This window comes from Pararhizobium sp. LjRoot255 (assembly GCF_964252905.1).
Classification (GTDB): Bacteria; Pseudomonadota; Alphaproteobacteria; order Rhizobiales; family Rhizobiaceae; genus Pararhizobium.
The window spans coordinates 442,750-466,183 of the sequence record NZ_CAXUPQ020000001.1; the positions used below are offsets into that span (position 1 = coordinate 442,750).

Here is a 23,434-nt window from a genome sequence, read left to right on the forward strand (position 1 = left end):
ACAAATTTTTGACATGATCCCGGCAAAGAACCGTATGCAAGCGGCGATCAGGGTGCTTCCGCCTCTTTCACATCTTGAAAGGGACCGGCGCGAAGGGAATAACGGGAGGTTTTGATGTCTCATGCGGCCTATGTCTTTGATGCCTATGGCACGCTGTTCGACGTCCATGCGGCGGTGCGCAAACATGCGGGCGCGATGGGGCCGGACGGCCAGGCGTTTTCCGACCTCTGGCGCGCCAAGCAGCTCGAATATTCCTGGATCCGCACCTTGATGGGCACGCACACCGATTTCTGGACGCTGACAGAACAGTCGCTGGACTACGCTTTTGCCCGGTTTCCCTCGGCTGACCGCAAGCTTAGGGCCGCACTGCTCGACGCCTACTGGCACCTCGACTGCTATCCGGAAGTGCCGGCCGTGCTGAAGGACCTCAAGCATCGCGGCGCGCGCATCGCCATCCTGTCGAACGGCACGCCGCAGATGCTGCAATCGGCGGTCAAGAAGGCCGGCCTCGACCTTATCATCGACGACATCTTCTCTGTCGAGACGGTGCGAGCCTTCAAGACCTCGCCCGCGGTCTACGACATGGTGACGACCACCTACCGGCTCTATCCGAACGCCGTCTCGTTCCAGTCTTCCAACCGCTGGGACGTTGCGGGCGCCACCAAATTCGGCTTCCGCACCGTCTGGATCAATCGCGGCGACATGCCAGACGAATATGCCGATTTCGGTCCGGCGCTGATCCTGCCGTCGCTGGAAAGCCTTTAAAGGCGCAAGACGCATTTTATTTTTGTCTTGCGCATGTCAGTTACCCCAAAACCGCCGCAGACTTGGGCAACATGCGATAGCGCCAAAGGAGACAGCCGATGGCCTGGTCCGCCGAACAATATATGAAATTCGAGGACGAACGCACCTGGCCGGCGCGCGACCTTCTGGGTCACGTACCCAATCTGCCCGAGGGCGCTCTTTATGATCTCGGCTGCGGGCCTGGCAATTCGACGGAGCTCGTCCAGGACCGCTTTCCAGCCTATCTGCTGACCGGCATCGACGGCGACGAGAACATGCTGGCGGCAGCGCGAAAGCGGATGACCCATACCCGCTTCGAAAAAGGCGATCTGGCGCGGTGGGCACCGCGCGAACCCGCCGCGCTCTTCTTCGCCAACGCCGTCTTCCACTGGCTGCCGGACCACCTCGATGTCTTCGACCGGCTGATGGATGACCTGATCGCCGGCGGCACGCTTGCCGTGCAGATGCCCGACAATCTCGACGAACCGGCGCATGCCCTGATGCGGGAACTGGCCGGGGATCGCCGCTTTTGCGAATTCTACGTCAACCGCGGCCGCCGCAACGCCCTTGCCGCGCCCGCCGTCTATCTCGACCGGCTGGCGCCGAAGTCGATCAAGATCGATGTCTGGCATACGATCTATTATCATCGCCTCGCCGATGCCGAAGCGATCGTCGAATGGGTGAAAGGTACCGGCCTTCGCCCCTATCTCGACGTTCTGCCGCCTGATGTGCGTGAGGCCTATCTTGCCGCCTATCTCCGACGGATCCGGGAAGCCTATCCGCCGCTCGCGGACGGTCATGTGCTTTTGAAATTCCCGAGGCTGTTTCTCGTCGCGGTCAGGCGGTAGGCGTCGCGCTTTAACCAATAAGAAAAATTGTCCCTCTGGCGCGGCGGGCCGGATCAGGGCATCCTGTGAGGGCCGAGAATTGTGCTTATGGCAGGTGGAGGACCGCCCATGCGCTGCTTTACTGTACTTGGACCCTCGCAAACCGGAAAATCGACGATCGTGGAGAAGCTCGGCTCGCTGGAGGGAGCGCCGAGAAAATCCAATTCCCCCTATGGATTGAACCTGACGGAATTCAGTTTCGGAGACGAAGCGTGGTGTGCGCTCGATGCGCCCGGGGGAAACGAAGCGCTGGTGCATGCGCAGCATGCGCTTCTTGCCAGCGACGCCTGCATCCTGTGTGTCTCGCCGGCACCCGACGAGGCCGTGCTCGCGGCGCCCTATCTGCGGGTGATCGAAGCCTCGGGGACGCCATGCATCCTCTTCGTCAACCGGATGGATGAGCCAAGGGGGCGGCTCAGGGACGTGATCGCCACGCTCCAGGACTATGCCAGCCACGCACTTCTCCTTCGCCAGATACCGATCCGCGAAGATGACAGGATCGTTGGCAGTTGCGACCTGATTTCGGAACGGGCATGGCGCTACCGGGAAGGCCAGACGTCAGCGCTGATCGCGATCCCCGAAAGTGCAGCCGAGCGCGAAAGCGAGGCGCGTACCGAACTGCTGGAACATCTGTCCGAATTCGATGACTGGCTTCTTGAGGAACTGATCGAAGACCGCGAGCCGCAAAGTGACGCTCTCTACGCCATCTCCTCGCGGGTTCTGAAGGAAAACCGGATCATCCCGGTGCTGATCGGTGCCGCAAGCCATGGCAACGGCATGATGCGGTTGATGAAGGCATTGCGCCATGATGCGCCGCCTGTCGACATGCTTCGCAAGCGCCTTGCCAGCGCCGGCACTGTCGACGAAGGCAAGCTGACGGCCGTGAGCTTCCACGCCTACCATCGCCAGAATGTCGGCAAGACGGTGCTCGTGCGCGCCCTTGGCGAGGGCTTGAGGCAAGGCGTATCACTGGGCGGCGCCAGTCTGGGCGCCGTGCAGGATCCTGCAAACGGCCGGTCCAACTCGGTGGTCTTGCCAGCGCCGGGGGAGGTTTTCGCAACCGTCAAGTCCGATCACCTGCCCGTTCCGTCGCTCCTGACCTCCGACGCGGCCATGGCGGCACCGGAGTGGACGGAACCACCGACGCCGATGCTGGAAAGAATCCTCGTGCCGGGCAGCGAACGGGACGAGAACAAGCTCTCCGAAACACTGGCAAAGCTTTCCGAGGCGGACCGCGGCCTCAAAGTCCGCCAGGAGGAAGGGACCGGTGCCCAGCTCGTCTGCGCCCAGGGACCGGTGCACCTGCGCGATCTCTGCCGGACCCTGTCCGACGTGTTTCACATCGCCGTCACCGACCGGACACCCAGCCCGATTTACCGCGAGACGATATCGAAACCATCGGAGGTTCACTACCGCCATCGCAAGCAGACCGGCGGCGCCGGGCAATTCGCGGACGTGAAACTGAGCATCCACCCCAACGAGCGCGGCCAGGGGTTCACCTTCGGCGAAACCGTCAAGGGTGGCGTCGTTCCGCGCAATTACATCCCGGCCGTCGAAGCGGGCGCGCGCGAGGCGATGGACAAAGGCCCGCTCGGCTTCCAGGTCATCGATGTCGGCGTGACGCTGACTGACGGGCAGCACCATACCGTCGACAGTTCGGAATACGCTTTCCGGACGGCGGCGAAAATGGGCGTGCGGCAGGCGTTGTCCGAAGGATCGGCCGTCTTGATGCAGCCGGTCTTCCGCAGCGAAATTCACATTCCGTCGGTCTATTCGGGCAGCCTCGTGCAGATCGTCTCCGCCCTCAAGGGGCAGGTGCTCGGTTTCGACCGGGATGAAACCGCCAAGGGATGGGACATCTTCCGGGCTCTCGTTCCCGGCGGCGCGCTCGACGAACTGGCCCGGGCGCTACGCTCGGCGACGCAAGGGATCGGTTATTTTTCCAAGACCTTCGATCATTTCGAGGAACTCTACGGCAAGGAAGCGGACGCCATCGTCAGAGCGCATGGGACGCAACGCGCCGAGCACTGAGGCGGATGCGGAACTACCGCGCACATCCGCAAGGTCCATCGGCCCTGTGAGCGGCCGATCCGTGGATCGACCTGATCTCGTCGGCCACAAGCTGTTGCAGGCGCCAGAGATTGCGGTCGCGAATGCCGAAATCCTCGAGATGAGAGACGGTGTTGTAGAGATATTCCGCGCAGGATCCGAAATGACCGCAGGCCCGCGCCAGAATGCCTGCGACCTCATCCAGCGGCCGGCGGGAGAGGATGCGCTCGCCCGTCGCCCCGACCCAGAACCCCAGTGCCCGGCACGGGCCGCTCTCGGATTTTACCGGCAGCCACCGGACAGCATCGATATTCTCGAATGAACTGACTTCTCGCCGCAGCATGCGTTCGATCTGCCCGACGCGATCACCGTCCGGCAAACGATAGATGACGCCGTCGCACCGCCCGCCGCGCTCCAGCGCCATCATCAGCCCCGGCTGCTCGCGCGAGCCGCGCCAGCGATTGATGTGCAGACAGAAGGACCGGTGCCAGCCGAACGCGGTCGCCCGTTGCCTATCGATCGCCTCGAACTCCGGCTTCCAGATCAGCGAGCCATAGGCGAATACCCAAAGCGGCTGCCCCAGGTTCTCCCGCTCGAGCCGTTCGGCGAGTTCCCCATAGCCTTCATCGCTGATGGCGGTCCAGCGTCCGTCAGGACCGGGATCGACAATGTCGCGGTGACAGAGCGCCACCAGATCGGGCGTCAGGGACATTTCTCGCAGCTTGGGCATGTCGTCGGGACTCTGGCATCGGCAAGGAAGCATCGGGAGGATCGTACCGCGTCAAATTGCCAGAGCCATCGTATTTCTAAGGCCGCGACACATCTGATTGCTTGATCCGGGCTCGGGGGACGGGGAAGAGGCGTCGCGATGCTCTGCAGCCGCGCTCAGCCGCGAGCTTTTTTCGAATCAAACTGACAACGGACATTTTCAGCATCAAACGCTGAACCCTAAGGAGGCACCCGATGAAAAAGACCTTTGCCGCGGCCGTCATCGCCGCATTCCTGCCGGCAATTTCGCACGCCGCAACCCTGAATTTTCCGAGCGATGCGCCCGTCGCATCGATCACGATCCCCGACAACTGGGGGCCGAAGGAGACCGAGACGGGTATTGACGCCACGTCGGACGATGACGCCATCTATATTTCCATCGACGTCGCCGGCAGCGAAACGACCGACAAGGTGGTGGAAGACGCCGTCGCCTTCCTTGAGAAGAACGGCGTCAAGATCGATGCGTCGACACAGAAGGAAAGCAGCGAGAAGCTCAACGGCATGGACATGACCAATCTCGACTGGTCCGGTAGCGACAATGACGGCGACGTCAGCGTCGGCCTTTCGTTCCTGTCGCCGAAGGCGGGCAAGCTTCTGGTCATTACCTATTGGGGCACGAAGGGAATGCAGGAACAGCATGGCGCCGAACTCCAGGCGATCATCACATCCCTGAAGGCTGCCGAATAGGGATTGAACCTCCGGCGGGCGGTGGGCGTCCAACTTTGTCGTCATACCCGCTCGGCCAGAAAGTCGATGAACGCCCGGATGCGGGCCGCGAGATGCTCGTGGCCTGCAAAGACGGCGTAGAACTGTTCCGGCTCGATCGGGTTGTAGTCCTTCAGCACCTCGACCAGGGCGCCGTTTTCGAGATCCCGCTCGACGTGGAACTTGCCGATGCGGGCGATGCCGAGCCCCTGCAGGCAGAGATGCCGGGCAATCGAGCCGCTCGCCGCCTGCACATTGCCCGCAGCCGGGCTCAGATACACAGAGCTGCCGCCGGGGTCACGGAACGGCCATTCGCCGGGCGTCCTGCCGAAGGCGAAGGTGATGCAGTTGTGGCCGGCCAGATCAGCGGGCGTCTTCGGCTCGCCGCGACGCGCGAGATAGCCGGGCGTGGCGACGGTGATGCGATGGCTGTCGAGCAGTTTCCTCGCCTTCAGGGATGAATCACGCATCGGACCGACGCGGATCGCCACGTCGGTTCGCTCCTCGATCAGATCAATGAGGCTGTCCGATAGCGACAGTTCGAGCCGGACCTCCGGATAAAGCGCCAGGAATTCGCCGGCAAGCGGCAGGATGTAGCATTCGCCGAAGCCGACGGAGGCGTTGACACGCAGCAGGCCGCGCGGCGTTGCCTGGCCGCCCTCGGCGACAAGCCGCTCGGTCTCGGCGATGTCTGCCAGGATGCGTTGCGCCCGGTTGAGGTAGATTTCACCTTCCGGCGTCAGGAGCAGCGAGCGGGTCGTGCGCACCAGAAGGCGCGTGCCGAGCCGGTCTTCAATGCGGGTGACGAGCTTGCTGACGGCTGACGGCGACAGCTTCAGCCGCCGCCCGGCTGCGGAAAAGCTCTGCAGCTGCGCCGCCGTGACGAAAACCTCCATCTCCCCTGCCCGGTTGTCCATCACCGCTCCCTTGTGAATTGGTTTCACAGGCATTTATCCATTCAACACAATTATCGCGCAAGTGCCTTTGGCCCATAGTCCGCCCAACGAAACCCAGCGACGGCCCGGAGATCCTGTGTGCCGCCACCAACCCGCCCGGCCTCCCACGGGCGACCAAAGGTGTTCCCATGCCTCTTGCCCTCTATGCACTGACGATCGCCGCCTATGCGATCGGAACCACCGAATTCGTCATTGTCGGCCTGTTACCGACGGTTGCTGTCGATCTCGGCATCACGCTGCCGCTCGCCGGGCTGATCGTGTCGATCTATGCGCTCGGCGTCACCTTCGGTGCGCCGATCCTCACCGCGTTGACCGGCCGGATCGAGCGCAAGCCGCTGCTTCTTAGCCTGATGATGCTGTTCATCGCCGGCAACGCGCTGGCGGGCTTGAGTCCCTCCTACGAGATGCTGCTGGTCGCCCGCATCCTCACCGCCTTCGCGCACGGCGTGTTCTTCTCCGTCGGCGCGACCATCGCCGCCGATCTCATGCCGGCAAACCGCCGTGCCTCGGCCATCGCGCTGATGTTCATGGGGCTCACGGTCGCCATCGTCACCGGCGTTCCGCTCGGCACCTTCATCGGCCAGACCTTCGGCTGGCGTGCCACCTTCTGGGCGGTTTCCGGCCTCGGTGCCATCGCGCTCACCGCGATTGCCGTGCTTCTCCCGTCCACGCTGTCCAAGGCCGCCCCGGCCAGCATTCTCGACCAGGTTCGCGTGCTCGGCTCGGGCCGCCTGCTTCTCGTCTTCGGCATGACGGCGCTCGGCTATGGCGGCACCTTCGTCACCTTCACCTTCCTTGCGTCGATGCTTGAGGACGTCACCGGCTTTGCCGCCTCTTCGGTCAGCCTGGTGCTCGTGCTCTACGGCCTGGCGATCGCTGCCGGCAACATCATCGGCGGCCGTATTGCCGACCGCAGTCCGGTGAAGGCGCTGACCGGGCTGTTTGCGGCGCAGGCCGCCGTGCTGGTGATCTTCACCTTCACCTCGGTCTCGGCGATCCCTGCCCTGATCACGCTTGCCGTCCTCGGCTTCCTGTCCTTTGCCAACGTGCCCGGCCTGCAGCTCTATGTCGTGCAGCTTGCCAAGCAGCACCGCCCCGGCGCCGTCGACGTCGCCTCGGCACTCAACATCGCCGCCTTCAACCTTGGCATTGCTGCCGGCGCCTGGATCGGCGGCCTGGTGGTCGCCTCGCCGCTCGGCCTGCAGGCGACGCCATGGGTCGGCGCGGTTGTGGTTGCCGGTGCTCTGGTTCTGACGATGGTCAGCAGTGCGCTGGACCGCCGACCGGCGCCATCGCTCGAGCCGCTTGATCCAAGGGCCGCTTGATCCAAAGGCGGCTTGACCCGGCCCCAGCCTGCCACATCTATAGATTTGACTCTTTCAAACGCCCGGCAGCGCTCGCCGGGCTGCCTCGAAAAGGAGAGCTTCATGCAACCGATCGTCAACGCCAACGGCGCCACCATTCCCGCCCTCGGTTTCGGCACCTTCCGCATGTCTGGCCCCGACGTGCTGCGCATCGTACCGGAAGCCCTGAAAATCGGCTTCCGCCATATCGATACCGCGCAGGTCTACGGCAACGAAGCGGAAGTCGGCACCGCCATCCGGCAATCGGACATCCCCCGTTCCGATATCTTCCTCACCACCAAGGTCTGGGTCGACAACTACAGGCAAGGCGCCTTTTCCGCTTCGGTCGACGAAAGCCTGCAGAAGCTGAAGACCGACTATATCGATCTCCTCCTCCTGCATTGGCCCGGAAGCCCCGTGCCACTCTCCGAGCAGATCGAGCGCCTCAACGCCGTCCAGCAGGACGGCAAGGTTCGCCATATCGGCCTCAGCAACTTCAACACCCGCCAGATGGACGAGGCCGCACGGCTGAGCGTAGCGCCGCTGGTCACCAACCAGGTCGAATATCATCCCTATCTCGATCAGTTGAAGGTGCTTGAGGACGCCGAACGGCTCGGCATGTCGATCACGGCCTATTATGCGATGGCCGATGGTCGGGTGCCGAGAGATCCGGTGCTCAACGATATTGGCAGCCACCACGGCAAGACCGCCGCGCAGGTCGTGTTGCGCTGGCTGATCCAGCAGTACGGCGTTGTCGCCCTGACGAAGACCGCGACGCAATCGCGGCTTGCCGAAAACTTCGACATCTTCGATTTCGTGCTGTCAGCCGACGAGATGAAGGCGATCCACCTGCTCGCCAAGCCGGACGGCCGCATCGCCAATCCGCAGGGTCTCGCCCCCGTCTGGGACCAGGCCGCCTGAACGGCAAAATGTTGCGGCCGCCGGGTATGATCCGGCGGCCGTTTTCCCAGACTCTATCGGACCAGATCGGCGACATCGGCAATCAAGCCGTGCGTATCGGCCAGGGCTGCCAGCGTCGCCCGATGCAGGTTAGCCGCTTGTACGACGCCCGACGGCAGCGGCAGGTCGCGCGTGGCGCAGGCGTCGCCCGCGACCGTGATCGAATAGTCGCGATCACGCGCGGCCCGGACGGTGGACGAGACGCAATTGTGGGTCATGAAGCCCGCGACGACGATCTTCCGGCCGGCCGGTCCGATGAGCGCTTCAAGCCGGGTTTCGGCAAAGGCATTGGCCCGGGTCTTTTCAACGACCGCCTCGCCTTCCACAGGCGCGACAGCCGGGATAAACGCACCCCTGAACGCGTCCCGGTCGAAGAGACCGTCCGCCTCGCCCCGATGGGCCACATGGATGATCCGCGACCCCGCCGCGCGTGCGGCCTGCAAAAGGATCGCCGCCCGCTCCACCGCAGCCCCCGCCCCAACCAGCGCCAGCGGCCCGGAGAGATATTCATTCTGGTAATCGATCAGGATCAGGGTCGCGTCCGAAAGGACAGGTGGCATCAAAACCACACCGGCGAGCGAGAGGATTGTGGTGGCGGGCATCGTCGTGTCGGTCATGAAAAACTCCCTTGCAGATTGGAATGGCCAAGACTACCAATCTGCAAGGACACAGGGTTACCCGAAATTTTCAAGGACAAAGCTGCATGAATGCAGGTTCATACTGGGCCGATCTGGAACTTCTCGATCACATTTTGCGGCATCGCACCTTATCCGGTGCTGCCGCTGCTCTCGGCGTCGACCAGACGACAGTGTCACGCCGGCTCGCAGCACTTGAGCGCCGCATCGGCAGCGCGCTTTTCGACCGCATCGACGGCAAGCTCGTTGCCACCCCGCCGCTTTCCGGCATCATCGACCGGCTGCGGACGATCTCTCAGGAGGCTTCGCTGTCGATCTCCTCGCTGATGCGGGCGACTGCGGAACTGAAGGATCATGTCCGCGTCACCAGCGTCGGCTTCGTCCTTTCAGCCTTTCTCGCTCCGGCGCTCGATATTTTCGTCAGGCGGAATCCCGGCATCAGCCTTGATTTTGTCGCTGACGATCAAGCCCTGAGCTTCGAGCGGCGCGAGGCCGACATCGCGCTACGTTTTGGCAGGACGGCAGAGCAGGACACGAAGATCCGCAGCCTCGGAACCCTGCGTTTCCATCTCTGCCGCCCATCTGGCGTCGACGAACAAACGGCTGGGCAGGCTGTGGTGCGCTATGGCGAGCGCCTGGCGCATGTTCCGGAGATGCAGGCGCTGGACCGATTGCGGCCGCATGCCCGCACGGCGTTGACATCAACCCGCCTCGACGTGCTGATTGCCGCTTCGCTGGCTTTGGGTGCCGATCTCATGCTGCCGGAGAGTTTTGCATGCCAGGACGCGCGATTCGATCTTGTCGTGGAGCCGAACGCCACCGCAGAGCGCCCGCTATTCCTGCTGACGCATCCGGAGCGCGCCAAGGTGCCGGCGGTGGCGCTGACGGCCGAATGGATCGCCGAGACCGTCAAGGCCTGGCAGAACTGATCAGCGCCGGTCTGGCACCGGTGGTGTTCACGGCCGCCTTCGCCTCGGCGACGCGGCCGTGAACGGTTTCAATTCTGATATCAGACGAACTGGCTGAGGCCCGGTACCGAAGCGACCACTTCGTCAACGACGTCGTCGCCGGCCTTTTCCTTGGCATAGCCGATGGTTTCCTTGGCGAGTGCGGTGATCTCGCCCATGCCGAGACCTTGCGACATCAACTGCTGGCCGAGCGCCATGACGCCACCGCCGGCACCGACGGCGCTGAGCAGTCCACCCAGCAGGCCGCCGCCATTGCCAGAGCCTTCGCCATTGAACTTGGCGACCATTTCGGAAGCGCCGGGAATGGCTTCGATCATCTGGGCGACCGGGCCGTCGGCTGCTTCGCGCTGCAGGAAGCCGAGCATCATGCCGATGGCCTTTTCCGCCGTTGCCGGGTCGATGCCGACGTTTTCCGCAACGCGGGTGACCAGTTCGTTCATGGGTGATTCTCCTCGTTCATTTGACGTTTACGTCAAGGTAAATTATCTCGAATGGAAACTCAAGCGCCGTTCGGATCGCCAGTCGACAGCACGAGCCGGAACATCGTTTCATGCATTGGGGGCTATTACAATGCGGCCATAGGGCACGCAACAGCGCCATGCGGCACCAATCCTCCTGTTGCCGGTTGTGAGCACTGCTCCTATAACAGCCTTGGGAAAACAATGTGATGAACGCTCGGCACCGTTCCGGCGGACCGGCGGTTTTCATTGCCAAAACGGAGACAAGCCCATGCTTGAGGACGGGAAGCTCTACATCGGCACGAGCCGGAAGCCGGACGACACGCTCAACAAGCCCGAATACCTGGATTTCAAGTTCGGCAACCGCCATGGCCTCATCACCGGGGCGACCGGCACCGGCAAGACCGTGACGCTGCAGATCCTGGCGGAAAGCTTCTCCAATGCCGGCGTGCCGGTCTTTTGCGCCGACGTGAAGGGCGACCTTTCCGGCATTGGCGCGATCGGCGAGGAAAAGGACTGGGTGCGGAAGCGGGTCGAGCAGATCGGCTTTAGCGATTTCAGTTTCCAGGAATTCCCGGTGATCTTCTGGGATCTCTACGGCGAAAAGGGCCACCGCGTGCGCGCCACCGTCTCGGAGATGGGGCCGCTGCTGCTCTCCCGCCTGATGAACGCCAGCGATGCGCAGGAAGGCGTCATCAACATCGCCTTCAAGATCGCCGACGAAGGCGGCCTGCCGCTGCTCGACCTCAAGGATTTTCAGGCGCTCCTCAACTACATGGGCGAGAACGCGTCCGAGCTTTCCAACAAATACGGCTTCATCTCGAAATCCTCGACCGGCTCGATCCAGCGCGAATTGCTGATCCTCGAACAGCAGGGCGCCGAGCACTTCTTCGGCGAGCCGGCGCTCAAGGTTTCCGACATCATGCGCACGACCCGCGACGGCCGCGGCGCAATCTCGGTGCTTTCCGCCGACAAGCTGATGATGAACCCGCGCCTCTACGGCACCTTCCTGCTGTGGCTGATGTCGGAACTGTTCGAGGAACTGCCTGAAGTCGGCGATCCAGACAAGCCGAAGCTGGTCTTCTTCTTCGATGAAGCTCATCTGCTTTTCAATGACGCGCCAAAAGTGCTGCTCGAGCGCATCGAGCAGGTTGTGCGCCTGATCCGCTCCAAGGGCGTCGGCGTCTATTTCGTCACGCAGAACCCGCTCGACGTGCCGGACACGGTGCTGGCGCAGCTCGGCAACCGCGTCCAGCATGCGCTGCGCGCCTATACGCCGCGCGAGCAGAAGGCGGTGAAGGCGGCGGCCGATACCTTCCGCCCCAATCCGGATTTCGACTGCGCAACGGTTATCACCAATCTCGGCACCGGCGAGGCGCTGGTCTCGACGCTCGAGGGCAAGGGCTCGCCGTCGATGGTCGAGCGCACGTTGATCCGCCCACCGTCGAGCCGCGTCGGGCCGCTGACCGAAGCCGAGCGCGCCAATGTCATGAAGATCAGCCCGGTGGCCGGCCTCTACGATGAGGATTTCGACCGGGAATCCGCCTACGAGCTTCTCGCCAAGCGCGCCGCCAAGGCAACGGAACAGGCGGAAGCCGCACGCGAAGCCGAGGAAGCGCCGACCTCCGGCGGCGGCCGCTGGACCCTGCCCGGCTTCGGCGACGACGAACCGGCTTCGACGCAGGCAAAGCCGAGAGCCCGCTCCGGCTACCAGCGCGAAACGGTCGCCGAAGCCGCGATGAAATCCGTCGCCCGCACCGTCGCGTCCTCGCTCGGACGCGCACTGGTGCGCGGGATCCTCGGGAGCTTGAAGCGGTAGCGGGCCATCGGGTTCTGGGAGATGAAAACGGCGGCCCCGGATAGGCCGCCGTTTTTGTTTGGCTTATTCGTCAGGAACCCCGACACGAAAAAGCCCGGCGGATCGCTCCACCGGGCTTGTCGGTTCGAGACGGTGGTTCGCTCAGGCAAGCGTTGCCGGGATTTCCGTCGCGGTGCGCAGCGCGTGGCTATAAGGGCAGACGATGTGGGCGGCTGCGACCAGCTTTTCGGCGACGTCGCGATCGACACCCGGCAGGTTCACGGAAATCGACGGGTCGATATAGAAGCCGGTGCCGTCCTCGCGCGGGCCGATGCCGACGGTCGCGGTCACGGTGGCGTCTTCGGGGACCTTCACCTTTTCCTTGCCGGCGACGAACTTCAGCGCTCCGAGGAAGCAGGCGGAATAGCCGGCTGCGAAGAGCTGTTCCGGGTTGGTGCCGGTGGCGCCATCGCCGCCGAGTTCCTTCGGAACGGTCAGCGTCACATCGAGGACACCGTTTTCGCTGACGGCGCGGCCGGCGCGGCCACCGGTTGCGGATGCCTTGGTGGTGTAAAGAATGGGCATGGTCTGTCTCCTTGGTTCCAGGCGGTTGATTGCGGGAGCAACTTGCTGCTGGTATTTTAAATAGCGCATAATTTAATCGGACGCAATATAATTTTGCAAATTGCAAAACGGCGACAAAACTGCGAAGATGCGAGGTATGATCGACGACAGTGACACGCATAAGGACGATCTCAAGGAAGCCGAGGCCCTGGCGCTCGGCCAGCAGCTTTGCTTTGCCGTCTATTCGGTGGCGCACGCGTTCAACCGCACCTACAAGCCGCTGCTCGACCGCTTCGGGCTCACCTATCCGCAATATCTCGTGCTTCTGGCGCTCTGGCAGCACGACAATATGACGGTCAAGGGCATTGGCGAGGAACTGGGGCTGGATTCCGGCACGCTGTCGCCGCTGCTCAAGCGGCTGGAAGCGGCCGGCTTCGTCAGCCGCACGCGCGACAAGGGCGACGAGCGGCAGGTGATCGTCGCGCTGACCGAAAAAGGCGTGACGCTGAAGACCGATGCCTTCGGGATCCTGATGGAAATCGGCAAGGCAACCGGATGCAGCATGAAGGAAGCCGCCGCCCTGCGCTCGGCGCTGCACGACCTCAATCGGCATCTCGACGAGCACAACGGGGTTTAGCGTCGGCTACATGGTTCAGAGGAATTATGTTGCAATTTCAAATATCTACCGCGCGCCACGAGCGGCGCCGGGCGCGCATGTCCGGGCGCGAAAAGGTTTCAAATCACCAGGATCGGCGCGCCGTTACGGACGCGATCGTAGAGATCGATGACGTCCTGGTTGATCAGGCGCACGCAGCCCGATGACACCGCCTTGCCGATCGATTGCCATTCCGGTGATCCGTGCAGGCGATAAAGCGTGTCCTCGCCGTTCTGGAAGATGTACATCGCCCGCGCGCCGAGCGGATTGTCGATGCCCGGCGGCATGCCGCCATTGGCGATCGAATATTGCGCCAGTTGCGGCTGGCGGGCGACCATCTCGTTCGGCGGCTTCCAGCGCGGCCATTTCTGCTTCCACTGGATCACGCCCCTGCCCGACCAGGCAAAGCCCTCGCGGCCGATGCCGACGCCGTAGCGCATGGCCGAACCATTGGACAGGATGAGATAGAGGAAGCGTTCGCCGGTATCGACGATGATCGTGCCCGGCTGTTCGCCGAAGGTATTGGGCACCTCCTGGCGATAGAAGCGCGCATCGATCTGCTGATAGGGCACCGCCGGTATATCGAAACCGTCATCGACCTTTGGCCCGTACATTTCGGCATAGTAGGCCGATTGCAGCGGCAGGCCGCTCGGGTCCCCGCCATAGACCGGCCCCTCCAGTTCCGCTCCATAGCGCGGGTCGCTGAAACGGCCTTCCAGCGCCGGATTGCGAAAATAGGGCGCTGTTTCGGCACGGAACCGGTCGGTGTTCATCGAGGAGGTGCATCCGGCAAGCCCGGCCGAGGCCACGGCAAGCCCGGAGATGTTGAGGAACTGCCGGCGGGAGAGAGATTTGGACAGTGTCATTGAACTCTATATATATCGTTGACGCGGATTGGCGAACACGCAGCCGAAGACGCCACGCAAAAAACATTGCTCCGGCAGTTATCCACCGGTCCCCGTCACAAGTATGGCAATTGCGGCTGGATCGGGGCTTGCGCCGATCAAGGCTGTTCACGACTATGAGAGCGTGCATCGACCGTGTCCAGTGCGCAACAGTCCGGCGGCGCGGTCACGCCAGTAGGGCGGCGAAGGCGGTCGGCGTCACCGGCCGGCTGACGAAATAGCCCTGGACGTCGTGGCAGCCGCTGGCCCGCAGGAAATCGACTTGCGCCTGGGTCTCCACCCCTTCGGCAATCACCTCGATCTGCAGCTTTTGCGCGAGCGAAATGATCGCGCCGGTGATCGCCTTGTCGTCGTCGTCGCCCGGAATATCCTGAATGAAGGACCGGTCGATCTTCAATCGCCGGACGGGAAAGCTCTTGAGCGCGCTGAGGCTCGAATAACCGGTACCGAAATCGTCGATGGCGAGATGGACGCCGAGCACCTGTAGCTCGTGCATGGTGGCGATCGCCGCGCTGACATCCTGCATGATCAGACTTTCGGTCAGCTCCAACTCGATATAACAGGCTTCCAGCCCGTTTTCCGCCAGCGCTTCCGCGACCCGCGATACCCAGTTGCGCTCCCGGAACTGGCGGGCGGATACGTTGACGCTGACGACGATCGGCGGCAGGCCGGCCTCCTGCCAGGCCTTGTTCTGCCGGCAGGCCTCGTTCAACACCCAATCGCCGATCGGCACGATCAAGCCTGTTTCCTCGGCCAGCGGGATGATTTCCGCGGGTGAGACCAGGCCGCGCTCAGGGTGTTGCCAACGCAGGAGCGATTCAGCAGCGAAAACCCTGCCGGTTTTCAGATTCATCTGCGGTTGATAGTGCAGCACGAATTCGCCGCGGGCGACCGCATCACGCAGTTCCTCGTAGCGCTGCAGCTTTTCACGCGCCTTCGCCGCCATTTTAGCGTCAAACACTTGCAGATTGTTGCGGCCCACTTCCTTGGCCCTGTACATGGCCGAGTCGGCACTAGCCAGCAACTCGGTCGCCGTCTGGCCATGGTCGGGATAACAGACCACGCCCATGCTGCAGCTGACCTGCAGGCTGCGCCCCGACAGAGCGAGCGGCGCGCCGATCGCCGTGCGAATATCCTCAAGCCGGGAGGTGACGACGCCGCTGTCCGGCGGCAGGCCGGTCAGGAGAATGATGAACTCGTCGCCGCCGACCCGCACGATCATGTCCGAGTTGCGCACGCAAGCCAGCATGCGGCCTGCGACGAGACGCAGGAGTTCATCACCGGCGTGATGACCCAGCGTATCATTGATCAGCTTGAAATTGTCCAGATCGAGAAAGGCGAGCGCCACCCACTGACCACTTGCCCGCGCCTGCTGCAGCGCGCTGGTGACACGTTCATCGAACAGCACCCGGTTCGGCAACCCGGTCAGCGCGTCGTGATGCGCCATGAACTGGATGCGCTCTTCCGATTGCCGACGCTCGATGGCGATGCCCGCCAGATGCGCCGCCATCGAGATCAGTTCGCTCTGTTCCGCCGAAGGAAGGCCGACCTCGCGCGAATAGAGCGCGAATGTTCCAAGCACCTTGCCTTGATAGGAGTGGATCGGCGTCGACCAGCAGGAGCGATAGCCGAACGGCCGGATGATATCGACAGCATCCTCCCAGAGGGGATCGGACAGGACGTCGGCGACCACGACCGGCTCACCGCGCCACGCGGCCGTGCCACATGAGCCGGCCTTGGGACCTATGGCGATGCCATGAACCGCCGCATTATAAGCCTCGGCGAGGCTGGGAGCTGCCCCCGTCAACAGATGCTGCCCGTCCGGCGAAAGAAGCAGGATCGAGCCGACAATGCCGGGCAGATGCCCCTCGATCAACAGGATCAATTCGTGGAAGAACTCGGTGAGCGGCGTGCTCTTGGCGATCAGTTCCAGCAGCCGGGCCTGGCCGATGAGAAGGCGCTCTGCCTTCTTGCGATCGGTTATATCGCGCGAGACGCCGACGATGCCGATGGTTGCGCCCTGCTTGTTGCGCAGCGGCACCTTCGACGTCATCAGCCAGCGCTCTTCCTTGCTGACCGCATTCAACTCCTCTATCCCGAACATGGGTTCGCCGGTTTCGATCACCCGGCGCTCAGCTTCGGCAAAATGACGGGCGTTTTCCGGCGTGTGGATATCAAAGTCGGTCTTGCCGACGATTTCATGGGCTTCCCGGAATCCGTTTTCCGTCACTGTCGCCTGGTTGGCGACCAGGAAACGACCTTCAAGGTCCTTGGCGTAGATGTAATCAGGAATGTGGTTGACCATCGTCTCGAGCCAATAATGGCGATCGGCGATGTCTGGCTCGGAAGCCAACATGCGCGAGACTTCCGTCGCCAGGCGCTGGCCTGCGGCCATCAGGCGCTGCGTGTCGTCGTTACCGGCGACCTTGGTTCGGCTATCCCTCCAAGAGTAGTCTAAGTTCTTTGTCAAGCAAGCCTCCGGAGACAGTTTGCCCGTCCAAGCCGTCGTTCATGATTTCCCGCCCAGATTTCTACCAGCCAGAGGTTATTCTTTGCTAAAGAAGTATTTGTAAATAGACGATACTGCCGCTGCCCTTCTGAATTCCAATGCCTCATCCAGTTTGCCGGCAACATTTCGTATCATTTCGGCAAATCGGACATTGGCATGATTCACACTTGTAAACGCAAGAGATTTGCCATGTTGAACCGGCGCCTGCTTCTGTCTTCGATTGTCTCGATGTTTTGTTGCCCGGCAGCCGGCACCGCCATGGCTGCAAAGTTGAAACCGGTGCCGGATGGCATGCGCGGCACGATCGATATCTCCGGCTATGGCGTCGGTCCCGATGCTGCCGCCGATCAAGGCAAGGCCCTCAGCCGTCTTTTCAAGGATGCGGCACAAACGGGCATGCCGGTCTTCCTGCCTGCCGGCGACTATCTGCTTTCCGGCATCACGCTGCCCGACAATCTCCGGCTGAGCGGCGTTCCCGGCCGGACGCGGCTGACCTATGCCGGTGGCGGCGGGTTTCTGAGCGCCGAAGGGCTGGAGCGCCTGACGTTATCGGATCTCGTTCTTGACGGCGGCGGCAAGGAACTCGGTGACAATGCCCAAGGGCTTCTCAACCTGCGCGGCGTCGCCAATCTGGCGATCGAAAACTGTACCGTCACCGGCTCGCCTAAACACGGCATCAATGCCGAGCAGTGCGGCGGCCGGATCGAGCGCAACAGCATCTCGCAATCCGCCGCCTCCGGCATCTATGCGGTGGAAAGCGAAAATCTCTCGATCGCGGCCAATACCGTATTCGACTGCGGCAATGGCGGCATCCTCGTGCATCGCTGGGAGGCCGCGGAAGACCGGACGATGGTCAGCGGCAACCGTATCTTCCGGATCGCCGCCAAGGACGGCGGCACCGGCGAGAACGGCAACGGCATCAATATTTTCCGCGCGGCAAACGTCATGGTGACGGACAACCACGTCTCCGACTGCGCCTTTTCCGCCATCCGCGCCAACAGCGCGACGGACGTGCAGATTTCCAACAACCAGTGCCTGCGCTCCGGCGAAACGGCCATCTACGCGGAATTCGGTTTTCAGGGCGCGCTCGTCACCGGCAACCTGATCGACGGCGCCGCCAACGGCATCCTGATCGTCAACTTCAACGAGGGCGGACGGCTGGCGACCGTCAGCAACAATATCGTGCGCAACCTGCATGTCGATGGCCCCTATATCCACGACGGCGCCGGTTTCGGCTTCGGCATCGCCGTTGAGGCGGATACGGCCGTGACCGGCAACGTCATCGAAAACGCACCGAAATGGGGGCTGATGCTCGGCTGGGGGCCTTACCTGCGCAATGTCGTCGCGACCGGCAATCTGGTGAGGAACGCCGGCGGCGGTTGTGCGGTGACGGTCGTCGAAGGCTCGGGCACCGCGCTGATCGCCAACAACCTGTTTCAGGACGTCCGGGACGGCGCCATTCTCGGCTATCGCTGGAACGAGAAGGCCACCGGGGACCTCATGAAGAGCGGAAGCGAAGCCTTCGCCCACCTCACCCTTTCCGGCAATCGCCTCAGCTAAACATCAAAAGATTTCATGGCTGATATCAACGGTCTCGGCTTCAAGCGCTGCCGTGCCTGCCGTAGCCTGCGGGGCATTTTCGGCGAAAGGGGAACAACCATGCTGACGATCTACGGCGTCTACTGCTCGCGTGCCTCGCGCAACTACTGGATGGCGGAGGAACTGGGTATTCCGTTCAAATCCGTGCCGGTGATCCAGGCGCGGCTGCTTGACGACCCGCTGGCGCCCGACGCCCGGCTCAACACCAAATCGCCCTCCTTCCTCGTCGTCAATCCGATGGGCCAGATCCCGGCGATCGACGACGACGGGCTGGTGCTGACGGAATCGCTGGCCAACAACCTCTATCTCGCCCGCAAGCATGGCGGCCCGCTGGCTGGCGCCGATGTCGAAGAGGAAGGGCAGATGCTGGCCTGGACGCTGTGGGCGGCGACGGAGGTCGAGCCCCATACGGTCAAGATCGTATTGACCTATGACAATGCCGCGGAAAATACGCCGGAGGGCAAGGCGGTCATCGAGGCTTCGGTCAAGGGGCTGGAAAGGCCGCTCGCACGGCTGGAAGCGCATCTTCAGGCGCGGGATTACATCGTCGGCAACCGCTTCACCGTCGCCGATCTCAATCTTGCGGAAGTTTTGCGCTACGCCATGAGCGAAACCTATCTGCTCGACAGGCATCCGCGCGTAAAAGCCTGGCTCAGCCGGTGCCATGCGCGGCCGGCCTTCGAGAAGATGATGGCGGGCCGGCGCAGGGAGGCGGAAGCGGCTTGAGCCTGCGCGCTCGCTTTAGGCAAAGCCGAGACGCTGCATGCTCTCGGCGATCTCATCGCGCACCCACTGCTTGAAGGCGGAGACCGTCTTCGTTTCACGGCGCGACGGCGGGGTCACGAAATAGTGCGCGAACCCCGTCTTCACCCGGATCGGGTATGGCATGACCAATCGCCCCTCGACGATCGAGTAACCGGCGAGCGTCTGCCAGGCGAGCATCACGCCCTGGCCGGCAATCGCCGCGTCGAGGCAGAGCGAGGCATCGTTGAACACATGCCGCGCGGTCATCTGTTTGCCGGAAAGACCGACTTCGCGCAGCCAGGTTTCCCAACTGAACATCGAGCGGCCGTCGATCACCGCCGGAACGTCCAGAATATCCTTCGGCTCCTTTAGTTTTTCTGCAATGGCCGGACAACAGACCGGAAATATCTCCTGTTCCAGCAGCAATTCGGCCCTGACGCCCGGCCAGTTGCCCGAGCCGACGCGGATGCCGATATCGACGCCGGATGTTTCGAGATTGGCGAGAGCCGTCGTCGCATCGATGCGCAGGCGGATATCCGGGTGTTTCTCGGTGAAATGATCCAGCCGGTGAACCAGCCAGCGTGCCGCGAAAACCGGGGCGACAGAGATCGTCAGGATCGTCTCGTCGCGCCTGCGGGCCGAGGCGACCGCGTGATCCAGCATTTCGAAACCGCCGGTCAGCCGCGGCAGGACGCTCTCGCCGAAAAGGGTCGGCACGAGGCCGCGCGGGCTGCGTTCGAAAAGGATGCGGCCAAGTTGTTTCTCCGTCTTGATGATCTGCTGACTGACCGCGCCGATGGTGACGCCCAATTCTTCAGCCGCCGCCTGCAGCGACCCGAGCCGACCGGCAGCTTCGACGGCGCGCAATCCGTTGAGATGAACGGCGTTCAGATTCTTCATATAGCTTTCCTATATTGCTGTCGCGGCAATCTCAATTGAAAATTGCACCATACGAGACGACTATCACCTCACCGACGAAGGATGGTGATGCCATGTTGAAGATTTTCTCCAGTTTCGGCCAGTTGCTTTCCGGCTCCGCAGCGGCAGACGAAGACACAGACACTGCCTGGGTCTGCGACTTGCTGCGCCACCCGGACATCGCCCGCATGGACGCGCGCGAACTCGGCGACCTGCCCTTTCCCGGCCTCCGCGCGACGCCGCAACTCTCGAGAGATCGTTGCGGCGCCTGATACTTGCCTTGAGGGTCGTTTCGTTCGAAGCTCCCGGATATCGCGAGCGTGACCATGACCGGCAGCCATGAGACGGATTTCGAGCGGATCGTGAGGCTCGCCCAAGCGGCGGGCCTTGCGGAGGTTGTGACCGGCACATGTTACGGGACGCCTGCCCTTCTAGTCCGGGGCAAGAGCTTCGTGCGGATGAAGGAGGCGGGCATTCTCGTCGTGATGTGCGCCCTTGAGGAAAAGGAGATGCTGATCGAACTGGCGCCCGATCTTTATTTCGAGACCGACCACTACAAGGGCTGGCCGGCCATGCTGGTCCGTCTTGGCGTCATCAGCGATCAGGAACTGACGCAAAGGCTGATCGCCGCCTGGCGGCAAAAGGCGCCGAAGCGGCTTGCCGCCAGCATCGCCCCCTGAGCGGCGCCTACAGCGCCGTGCGTCCTATCAGACGCGCGAAGGTAGCTGTAGCACTTTGAATTGCTGCATAATTTTTTATCCTTAGATCGAATACGATCCAAGAAATTATGCAGTAGAGGCTCAGCCCTCCAAAGCAGCCAAAACCTTCTTGACGGCCGGGCGCTCGGCCATGCGCCGGCGATGATCCAGCACCTTCGGGAAGCGCGCCGGATCGACGCCGTCGCCCTCCAGCCAGCCGGCAACGGTAAACAGGTAGGGATCGGCGATCGAATAGGTCTCGCCCATCACCCACGGACCGGCGAACATGCTCGTTTCGATCAGGTCGAAACAGTCGCCCATATTGCTCGCGACCTTCTGCGTCATCGCCTCGATCGCCGCCGGATCATCAGCCCAGCGGCTGGCGCGGCGCTTGTGCGCATGGGCCACATGCACCGTCGAGCAGAGGTAGGAATTGAAGGACTGGATGCGGGCGAACGCGAACGGATCGGCCGGCACGCCGATCGGCGATCCCGGAAAACTCTGGCCGAGATAGGCAAGGATCGCCGGGGTTTCGGTGAGCACGCCGCGATCCGTCACCAGCGCCGGCACCCGGCCTTTCGGATTGACGCGCAGGAACTCGGGCGAACGCTGCTCCTGCCTGGAGAAATCAACGCTTTGCGCTTCATAACGTGCGCCCGATTCTTCGAGCGCGATATGCGAGGCCAGCGAGCAGGTGGCCGGCGTGAAATAAAGCTTCAGCATCTCAATCTCCATCGCTGGCCAGCGGCAGGCGGGCTTTTCCGCGCAAGTAATAACAATCACGCCGGATGTTTGCCAGCCGGTTCAGCGCCGATCACGCCATTGTGGTCACGGCGCAGCCCGGCACGTCTTCCAGCCGGAAATAGACCGGAATTCCGCGCTCCCTGGCGATCCGGACATCATTGTCCGCTCCCATGGAGTCGCCGGGCAAGCGCAAGACGGCATCGCAAAGCTGCAGAAGCCGCCCGGCGACGGGATGAAAGATCTCCTCATAGAGATCATCCCCCACCTCGCGGCCTCCCGCCGTGCGCCAGACCGGCAACGCCACCCATTCGCCGATCATCGGCACATGACCCGCCTGAAACAGTGCATGAGACGGCGCCTCCAGACGCTCAAGATTGGCCGCCATTTTTTCAGGATCGTCACCAGTGCCGGAGCGATAGGGGCCCGCAATCAGAATAAGCATGTTTTCCTCCACAATCGCACGAACATTCCAGTTTAATCTGGATATTTAGTGATGAAACATGCAATATCGTGAAGAGTCAAGAATGATTTGGAGATCGAAATGCTGACTTCGCAGCGGCGGGCGCTGATTGCCGCGCGGCTTGCCAATGACGGGCAAGTGGTTGCCGGGGAACTGGCGGCGGAACTGAACCTCTCGGAAGACACGATCAGGCGCGATCTGCGCGACATGGCAGCAGCCGGTCTTCTGAAACGGGTACACGGCGGAGCGCTGCCGATCGCGCCGCCACTCCCCGACCTTGAGGCGCGGCAGACGATCTCCGCCGACGTCAAGAAGCGCCTGGGGCGCAAGGCGGCGGAACTGATCCGCGCCGGGCAGCTTATCTTCCTCGACGGCGGCACCACCAATGCCGAGATCGTCCGCGCCCTGCCCCGCGAGATGAAGGTGACGATCGCAACGCACAGCCCGGCAATCGCAACGCTGCTGGCAAAACACCGCGCCGAGGTGATCCTGATTGGCGGCAGCCTCTACAAACACTCGATGGTGGCGACGGGTGCTGCGGCGCTCGCCGCAATCGGCATGCTTCGCCCTGACATCTTCTTCCTCGGAGCGACCGCAATCCATACCGCCCACGGGCTCTCGACCGGCGACTACGAGGAAGCGGCCATCAAGCGCGCCATTGCGGCGCAATCGACGGAGACCATCTCGCTGCTGACGGAGGAGAAATTCGGTGCCGTCTCGCCGCACCATATCGCCGGCATCGACGAGATGGCAGGACTGATCGTGCCGGCCGGCATGGATCCGCACGTCCTTGCCCCCTACAGAGGTCAGAACGTGCAACTTATCGAGGCCTAAAATAATCGCGACGACCGGATACTACGGCTCGCCTATCCGCTTGCTCATGTTGATGCCCGTGGTCTGGAAGCCTGATGTCTTGTAGACGTGCTGGGCGCGCTCGTTGTCAGCAGCGACACGCAGGCGGATTTCCGCGATGCCGCTCTCGGCGAGGTGCGTTTCGAGCGCGTTCAGGGCCTGCCGGCCGTAGCCCCGTCCTTGATGCGCGGCGAGGATATGGAAATCGCTAATGAAGGCCGAGCGCTCAGCCGGAGCCGGCCGATACCAGAGATAGCCGACATGGTCGTCCGCCTCGTTCACAATGCAGAGCAGCACCTCGCCCGGCGTCTGCGGCCCGTCGGGCAAATGGTCGGCGATCTCGCGGCTTGCCCGCGCGAAGCCTTCTGTCTCCGAAAGCCCGTAGTTCGCCGCGATTTCAACAGCATAATCCGGGATGAAATAGGCCAGATAAGCGGCAAATTCCGTGGCTTTCATGGGCCGCAAGGCGATCATCG

General features: G+C 62.6%; 25 protein-coding genes. 14 read left to right on the top strand and 11 right to left on the bottom strand.

Translation table 11 applies throughout. The annotated features are described in order from the left end of the window. Positions 1-114 precede the first annotated feature (114 nt). The 3 genes from ACSQ2W_RS02280 (at position 115) to ACSQ2W_RS02290 (ending at position 3,701) form a co-directional block, all read left to right on the top strand. Positions 115-765, top strand: a complete 651-nt coding sequence (locus ACSQ2W_RS02280) for a haloacid dehalogenase type II (protein ID WP_436084785.1) — start codon at positions 115-117, stop codon at positions 763-765. 98 nt (positions 766-863) lie between these two features. Further along, a complete protein-coding gene (tam, locus tag ACSQ2W_RS02285; protein ID WP_436084786.1) occupies positions 864-1,631 on the top strand; it encodes a trans-aconitate 2-methyltransferase in 768 nt (255 codons plus the stop codon). A gap of 108 nt (positions 1,632-1,739) precedes the next feature. Further along, complete coding sequence (locus ACSQ2W_RS02290; RefSeq protein ID WP_436084787.1) at positions 1,740-3,701, top strand: elongation factor G; 1,962 nt, start codon at positions 1,740-1,742, stop codon at positions 3,699-3,701. A 13-nt stretch (positions 3,702-3,714) separates the two neighbouring features. On the opposite strand, the gene ACSQ2W_RS02295 is transcribed toward ACSQ2W_RS02290, so the two are convergent. Continuing rightward, a complete protein-coding gene (locus ACSQ2W_RS02295; RefSeq protein WP_436087653.1) occupies positions 3,715-4,440 on the bottom strand; it encodes a gamma-glutamylcyclotransferase in 726 nt (241 codons plus the stop codon). A 242-nt stretch (positions 4,441-4,682) separates the two neighbouring features. Between ACSQ2W_RS02295 and ACSQ2W_RS02300 the strand changes: the two genes are divergently transcribed. Further along, entirely contained in the window at positions 4,683-5,174 is a 492-nt protein-coding gene (locus ACSQ2W_RS02300; protein WP_436084788.1) for a histidine kinase, read from the top strand. Positions 5,175-5,215: 41 nt separating this feature from the next. On the opposite strand, the gene ACSQ2W_RS02305 is transcribed toward ACSQ2W_RS02300, so the two are convergent. After that, positions 5,216-6,109 (bottom strand): LysR family transcriptional regulator, encoded by an 894-nt coding sequence (locus ACSQ2W_RS02305; protein WP_436087654.1) that lies wholly within the window; start codon positions 6,107-6,109, stop codon positions 5,216-5,218. 167 nt (positions 6,110-6,276) lie between these two features. Between ACSQ2W_RS02305 and ACSQ2W_RS02310 the strand changes: the two genes are divergently transcribed. Next, the gene (locus ACSQ2W_RS02310; RefSeq protein WP_436084789.1) at positions 6,277-7,473 is read left to right on the top strand and encodes an MFS transporter; all 1,197 of its coding nucleotides are present in this window, start codon (positions 6,277-6,279) and stop codon (positions 7,471-7,473) included. A gap of 102 nt (positions 7,474-7,575) precedes the next feature. Further along, the gene (locus ACSQ2W_RS02315; protein ID WP_436084790.1) at positions 7,576-8,412 is read left to right on the top strand and encodes an aldo/keto reductase; all 837 of its coding nucleotides are present in this window, start codon (positions 7,576-7,578) and stop codon (positions 8,410-8,412) included. Between the two features lie 53 nt (positions 8,413-8,465). Here the strand turns inward: ACSQ2W_RS02315 and ACSQ2W_RS02320 are convergent, their stop codons facing one another. Further along, positions 8,466-9,068 carry a cysteine hydrolase family protein gene (locus ACSQ2W_RS02320; RefSeq protein WP_436084791.1) on the bottom strand — a complete coding sequence of 201 codons (603 nt, stop codon included), beginning with the start codon at positions 9,066-9,068 and terminating at the stop codon, positions 8,466-8,468. A gap of 86 nt (positions 9,069-9,154) precedes the next feature. Between ACSQ2W_RS02320 and ACSQ2W_RS02325 the strand changes: the two genes are divergently transcribed. Next, positions 9,155-10,015: a LysR family transcriptional regulator gene (locus tag ACSQ2W_RS02325; RefSeq protein WP_436084792.1), complete on the top strand. Its 861-nt coding sequence runs from the start codon at positions 9,155-9,157 to the stop codon at positions 10,013-10,015. An 80-nt stretch (positions 10,016-10,095) separates the two neighbouring features. Here the strand turns inward: ACSQ2W_RS02325 and ACSQ2W_RS02330 are convergent, their stop codons facing one another. After that, a complete protein-coding gene (locus ACSQ2W_RS02330; RefSeq protein WP_436084793.1) occupies positions 10,096-10,494 on the bottom strand; it encodes a hypothetical protein in 399 nt (132 codons plus the stop codon). Positions 10,495-10,783: 289 nt separating this feature from the next. Between ACSQ2W_RS02330 and ACSQ2W_RS02335 the strand changes: the two genes are divergently transcribed. Then, positions 10,784-12,331, top strand: a complete 1,548-nt coding sequence (locus ACSQ2W_RS02335) for a helicase HerA-like C-terminal domain-containing protein (RefSeq protein ID WP_436084794.1) — start codon at positions 10,784-10,786, stop codon at positions 12,329-12,331. Between the two features lie 141 nt (positions 12,332-12,472). On the opposite strand, the gene ACSQ2W_RS02340 is transcribed toward ACSQ2W_RS02335, so the two are convergent. Beyond that, positions 12,473-12,895, bottom strand: a complete 423-nt coding sequence (locus ACSQ2W_RS02340) for an organic hydroperoxide resistance protein (protein ID WP_436084795.1) — start codon at positions 12,893-12,895, stop codon at positions 12,473-12,475. Positions 12,896-13,031: 136 nt separating this feature from the next. Between ACSQ2W_RS02340 and ACSQ2W_RS02345 the strand changes: the two genes are divergently transcribed. Then, complete coding sequence (locus ACSQ2W_RS02345) at positions 13,032-13,511, top strand: MarR family winged helix-turn-helix transcriptional regulator (protein ID WP_436084796.1); 480 nt, start codon at positions 13,032-13,034, stop codon at positions 13,509-13,511. 98 nt (positions 13,512-13,609) lie between these two features. Here ACSQ2W_RS02345 and ACSQ2W_RS02350 read toward each other — a convergent pair whose 3' ends face one another. Together ACSQ2W_RS02350 and ACSQ2W_RS02355 are read right to left on the bottom strand one after the other, a co-directional pair. Then, positions 13,610-14,395: a L,D-transpeptidase family protein gene (locus ACSQ2W_RS02350; protein ID WP_436084797.1), complete on the bottom strand. Its 786-nt coding sequence runs from the start codon at positions 14,393-14,395 to the stop codon at positions 13,610-13,612. 205 nt (positions 14,396-14,600) lie between these two features. Further along, on the bottom strand, positions 14,601-16,904 hold the full coding sequence (locus ACSQ2W_RS02355; RefSeq protein ID WP_436084798.1) for a sensor domain-containing protein: 2,304 nt from the start codon (positions 16,902-16,904) through the stop codon (positions 14,601-14,603). A gap of 228 nt (positions 16,905-17,132) precedes the next feature. On the opposite strand from ACSQ2W_RS02355, the gene ACSQ2W_RS02360 reads away from it, so the two are divergent. After that, complete coding sequence (locus ACSQ2W_RS02360; protein ID WP_436084799.1) at positions 17,133-18,503, top strand: TIGR03808 family TAT-translocated repetitive protein; 1,371 nt, start codon at positions 17,133-17,135, stop codon at positions 18,501-18,503. Between the two features lie 99 nt (positions 18,504-18,602). Continuing rightward, the gene (locus ACSQ2W_RS02365) at positions 18,603-19,268 is read left to right on the top strand and encodes a glutathione S-transferase family protein (protein ID WP_436087655.1); all 666 of its coding nucleotides are present in this window, start codon (positions 18,603-18,605) and stop codon (positions 19,266-19,268) included. Between the two features lie 15 nt (positions 19,269-19,283). Here the strand turns inward: ACSQ2W_RS02365 and ACSQ2W_RS02370 are convergent, their stop codons facing one another. Next, a complete protein-coding gene (locus tag ACSQ2W_RS02370; protein ID WP_436084800.1) occupies positions 19,284-20,186 on the bottom strand; it encodes a LysR substrate-binding domain-containing protein in 903 nt (300 codons plus the stop codon). A 92-nt stretch (positions 20,187-20,278) separates the two neighbouring features. Here ACSQ2W_RS02370 and ACSQ2W_RS02375 point away from each other — a divergent pair, with 92 nt between their 5' ends. Beyond that, positions 20,279-20,476, top strand: a complete 198-nt coding sequence (locus ACSQ2W_RS02375; RefSeq protein WP_436084801.1) for a hypothetical protein — start codon at positions 20,279-20,281, stop codon at positions 20,474-20,476. A 54-nt stretch (positions 20,477-20,530) separates the two neighbouring features. Beyond that, positions 20,531-20,884 carry an MmcQ/YjbR family DNA-binding protein gene (locus ACSQ2W_RS02380; RefSeq protein WP_436087656.1) on the top strand — a complete coding sequence of 118 codons (354 nt, stop codon included), beginning with the start codon at positions 20,531-20,533 and terminating at the stop codon, positions 20,882-20,884. 120 nt (positions 20,885-21,004) lie between these two features. Here ACSQ2W_RS02380 and ACSQ2W_RS02385 read toward each other — a convergent pair whose 3' ends face one another. Both ACSQ2W_RS02385 and ACSQ2W_RS02390 read right to left on the bottom strand, forming a co-directional pair. Beyond that, the gene (locus ACSQ2W_RS02385) at positions 21,005-21,625 is read right to left on the bottom strand and encodes a glutathione S-transferase family protein (RefSeq protein ID WP_436084802.1); all 621 of its coding nucleotides are present in this window, start codon (positions 21,623-21,625) and stop codon (positions 21,005-21,007) included. Between the two features lie 91 nt (positions 21,626-21,716). Next, positions 21,717-22,088, bottom strand: coding sequence for a DUF4406 domain-containing protein (locus ACSQ2W_RS02390; protein ID WP_436084803.1), 372 nt, complete (start codon positions 22,086-22,088; stop codon positions 21,717-21,719). A gap of 99 nt (positions 22,089-22,187) precedes the next feature. Here ACSQ2W_RS02390 and ACSQ2W_RS02395 point away from each other — a divergent pair, with 99 nt between their 5' ends. Then, positions 22,188-22,940 (top strand): DeoR/GlpR family DNA-binding transcription regulator, encoded by a 753-nt coding sequence (locus tag ACSQ2W_RS02395; protein ID WP_436084804.1) that lies wholly within the window; start codon positions 22,188-22,190, stop codon positions 22,938-22,940. Positions 22,941-22,961: 21 nt separating this feature from the next. On the opposite strand, the gene ACSQ2W_RS02400 is transcribed toward ACSQ2W_RS02395, so the two are convergent. Continuing rightward, the gene (locus ACSQ2W_RS02400; protein ID WP_436084805.1) at positions 22,962-23,432 is read right to left on the bottom strand and encodes a GNAT family N-acetyltransferase; all 471 of its coding nucleotides are present in this window, start codon (positions 23,430-23,432) and stop codon (positions 22,962-22,964) included. Positions 23,433-23,434 lie beyond the last annotated feature (2 nt).

Excerpts from the sequence above, each read along its gene's own strand:
- ACSQ2W_RS02350 (WP_436084797.1), bottom strand. The coding sequence starts at position 14,395 with ATGACACTGTCCAAATCTCTCTCCCGCCGGCAGTTCCTCAACATCTCC.
- ACSQ2W_RS02360 (WP_436084799.1), top strand. The coding sequence starts at position 17,133 with ATGTTGAACCGGCGCCTGCTTCTGTCTTCGATTGTCTCGATGTTTTGT.
- tam (WP_436084786.1), top strand. The coding sequence starts at position 864 with ATGGCCTGGTCCGCCGAACAATATATGAAATTCGAGGACGAACGCACC.
- ACSQ2W_RS02340 (WP_436084795.1), bottom strand. The coding sequence starts at position 12,895 with ATGCCCATTCTTTACACCACCAAGGCATCCGCAACCGGTGGCCGCGCC.
- ACSQ2W_RS02280 (WP_436084785.1), top strand. The coding sequence starts at position 115 with ATGTCTCATGCGGCCTATGTCTTTGATGCCTATGGCACGCTGTTCGAC.
- ACSQ2W_RS02305 (WP_436087654.1), bottom strand. The coding sequence starts at position 6,109 with ATGGACAACCGGGCAGGGGAGATGGAGGTTTTCGTCACGGCGGCGCAG.
- ACSQ2W_RS02325 (WP_436084792.1), top strand. The coding sequence starts at position 9,155 with ATGAATGCAGGTTCATACTGGGCCGATCTGGAACTTCTCGATCACATT.
- ACSQ2W_RS02380 (WP_436087656.1), top strand. The coding sequence starts at position 20,531 with ATGACCGGCAGCCATGAGACGGATTTCGAGCGGATCGTGAGGCTCGCC.
- ACSQ2W_RS02390 (WP_436084803.1), bottom strand. The coding sequence starts at position 22,088 with ATGCTTATTCTGATTGCGGGCCCCTATCGCTCCGGCACTGGTGACGAT.
- ACSQ2W_RS02370 (WP_436084800.1), bottom strand. The coding sequence starts at position 20,186 with ATGAAGAATCTGAACGCCGTTCATCTCAACGGATTGCGCGCCGTCGAA.
- ACSQ2W_RS02330 (WP_436084793.1), bottom strand. The coding sequence starts at position 10,494 with ATGAACGAACTGGTCACCCGCGTTGCGGAAAACGTCGGCATCGACCCG.
- ACSQ2W_RS02365 (WP_436087655.1), top strand. The coding sequence starts at position 18,603 with ATGCTGACGATCTACGGCGTCTACTGCTCGCGTGCCTCGCGCAACTAC.
- ACSQ2W_RS02375 (WP_436084801.1), top strand. The coding sequence starts at position 20,279 with ATGTTGAAGATTTTCTCCAGTTTCGGCCAGTTGCTTTCCGGCTCCGCA.
- ACSQ2W_RS02290 (WP_436084787.1), top strand. The coding sequence starts at position 1,740 with ATGCGCTGCTTTACTGTACTTGGACCCTCGCAAACCGGAAAATCGACG.
- ACSQ2W_RS02385 (WP_436084802.1), bottom strand. The coding sequence starts at position 21,625 with ATGCTGAAGCTTTATTTCACGCCGGCCACCTGCTCGCTGGCCTCGCAT.
- ACSQ2W_RS02335 (WP_436084794.1), top strand. The coding sequence starts at position 10,784 with ATGCTTGAGGACGGGAAGCTCTACATCGGCACGAGCCGGAAGCCGGAC.
- ACSQ2W_RS02300 (WP_436084788.1), top strand. The coding sequence starts at position 4,683 with ATGAAAAAGACCTTTGCCGCGGCCGTCATCGCCGCATTCCTGCCGGCA.
- ACSQ2W_RS02400 (WP_436084805.1), bottom strand. The coding sequence starts at position 23,432 with ATGATCGCCTTGCGGCCCATGAAAGCCACGGAATTTGCCGCTTATCTG.
- ACSQ2W_RS02320 (WP_436084791.1), bottom strand. The coding sequence starts at position 9,068 with ATGACCGACACGACGATGCCCGCCACCACAATCCTCTCGCTCGCCGGT.
- ACSQ2W_RS02395 (WP_436084804.1), top strand. The coding sequence starts at position 22,188 with ATGCTGACTTCGCAGCGGCGGGCGCTGATTGCCGCGCGGCTTGCCAAT.
- ACSQ2W_RS02345 (WP_436084796.1), top strand. The coding sequence starts at position 13,032 with ATGATCGACGACAGTGACACGCATAAGGACGATCTCAAGGAAGCCGAG.
- ACSQ2W_RS02315 (WP_436084790.1), top strand. The coding sequence starts at position 7,576 with ATGCAACCGATCGTCAACGCCAACGGCGCCACCATTCCCGCCCTCGGT.
- ACSQ2W_RS02310 (WP_436084789.1), top strand. The coding sequence starts at position 6,277 with ATGCCTCTTGCCCTCTATGCACTGACGATCGCCGCCTATGCGATCGGA.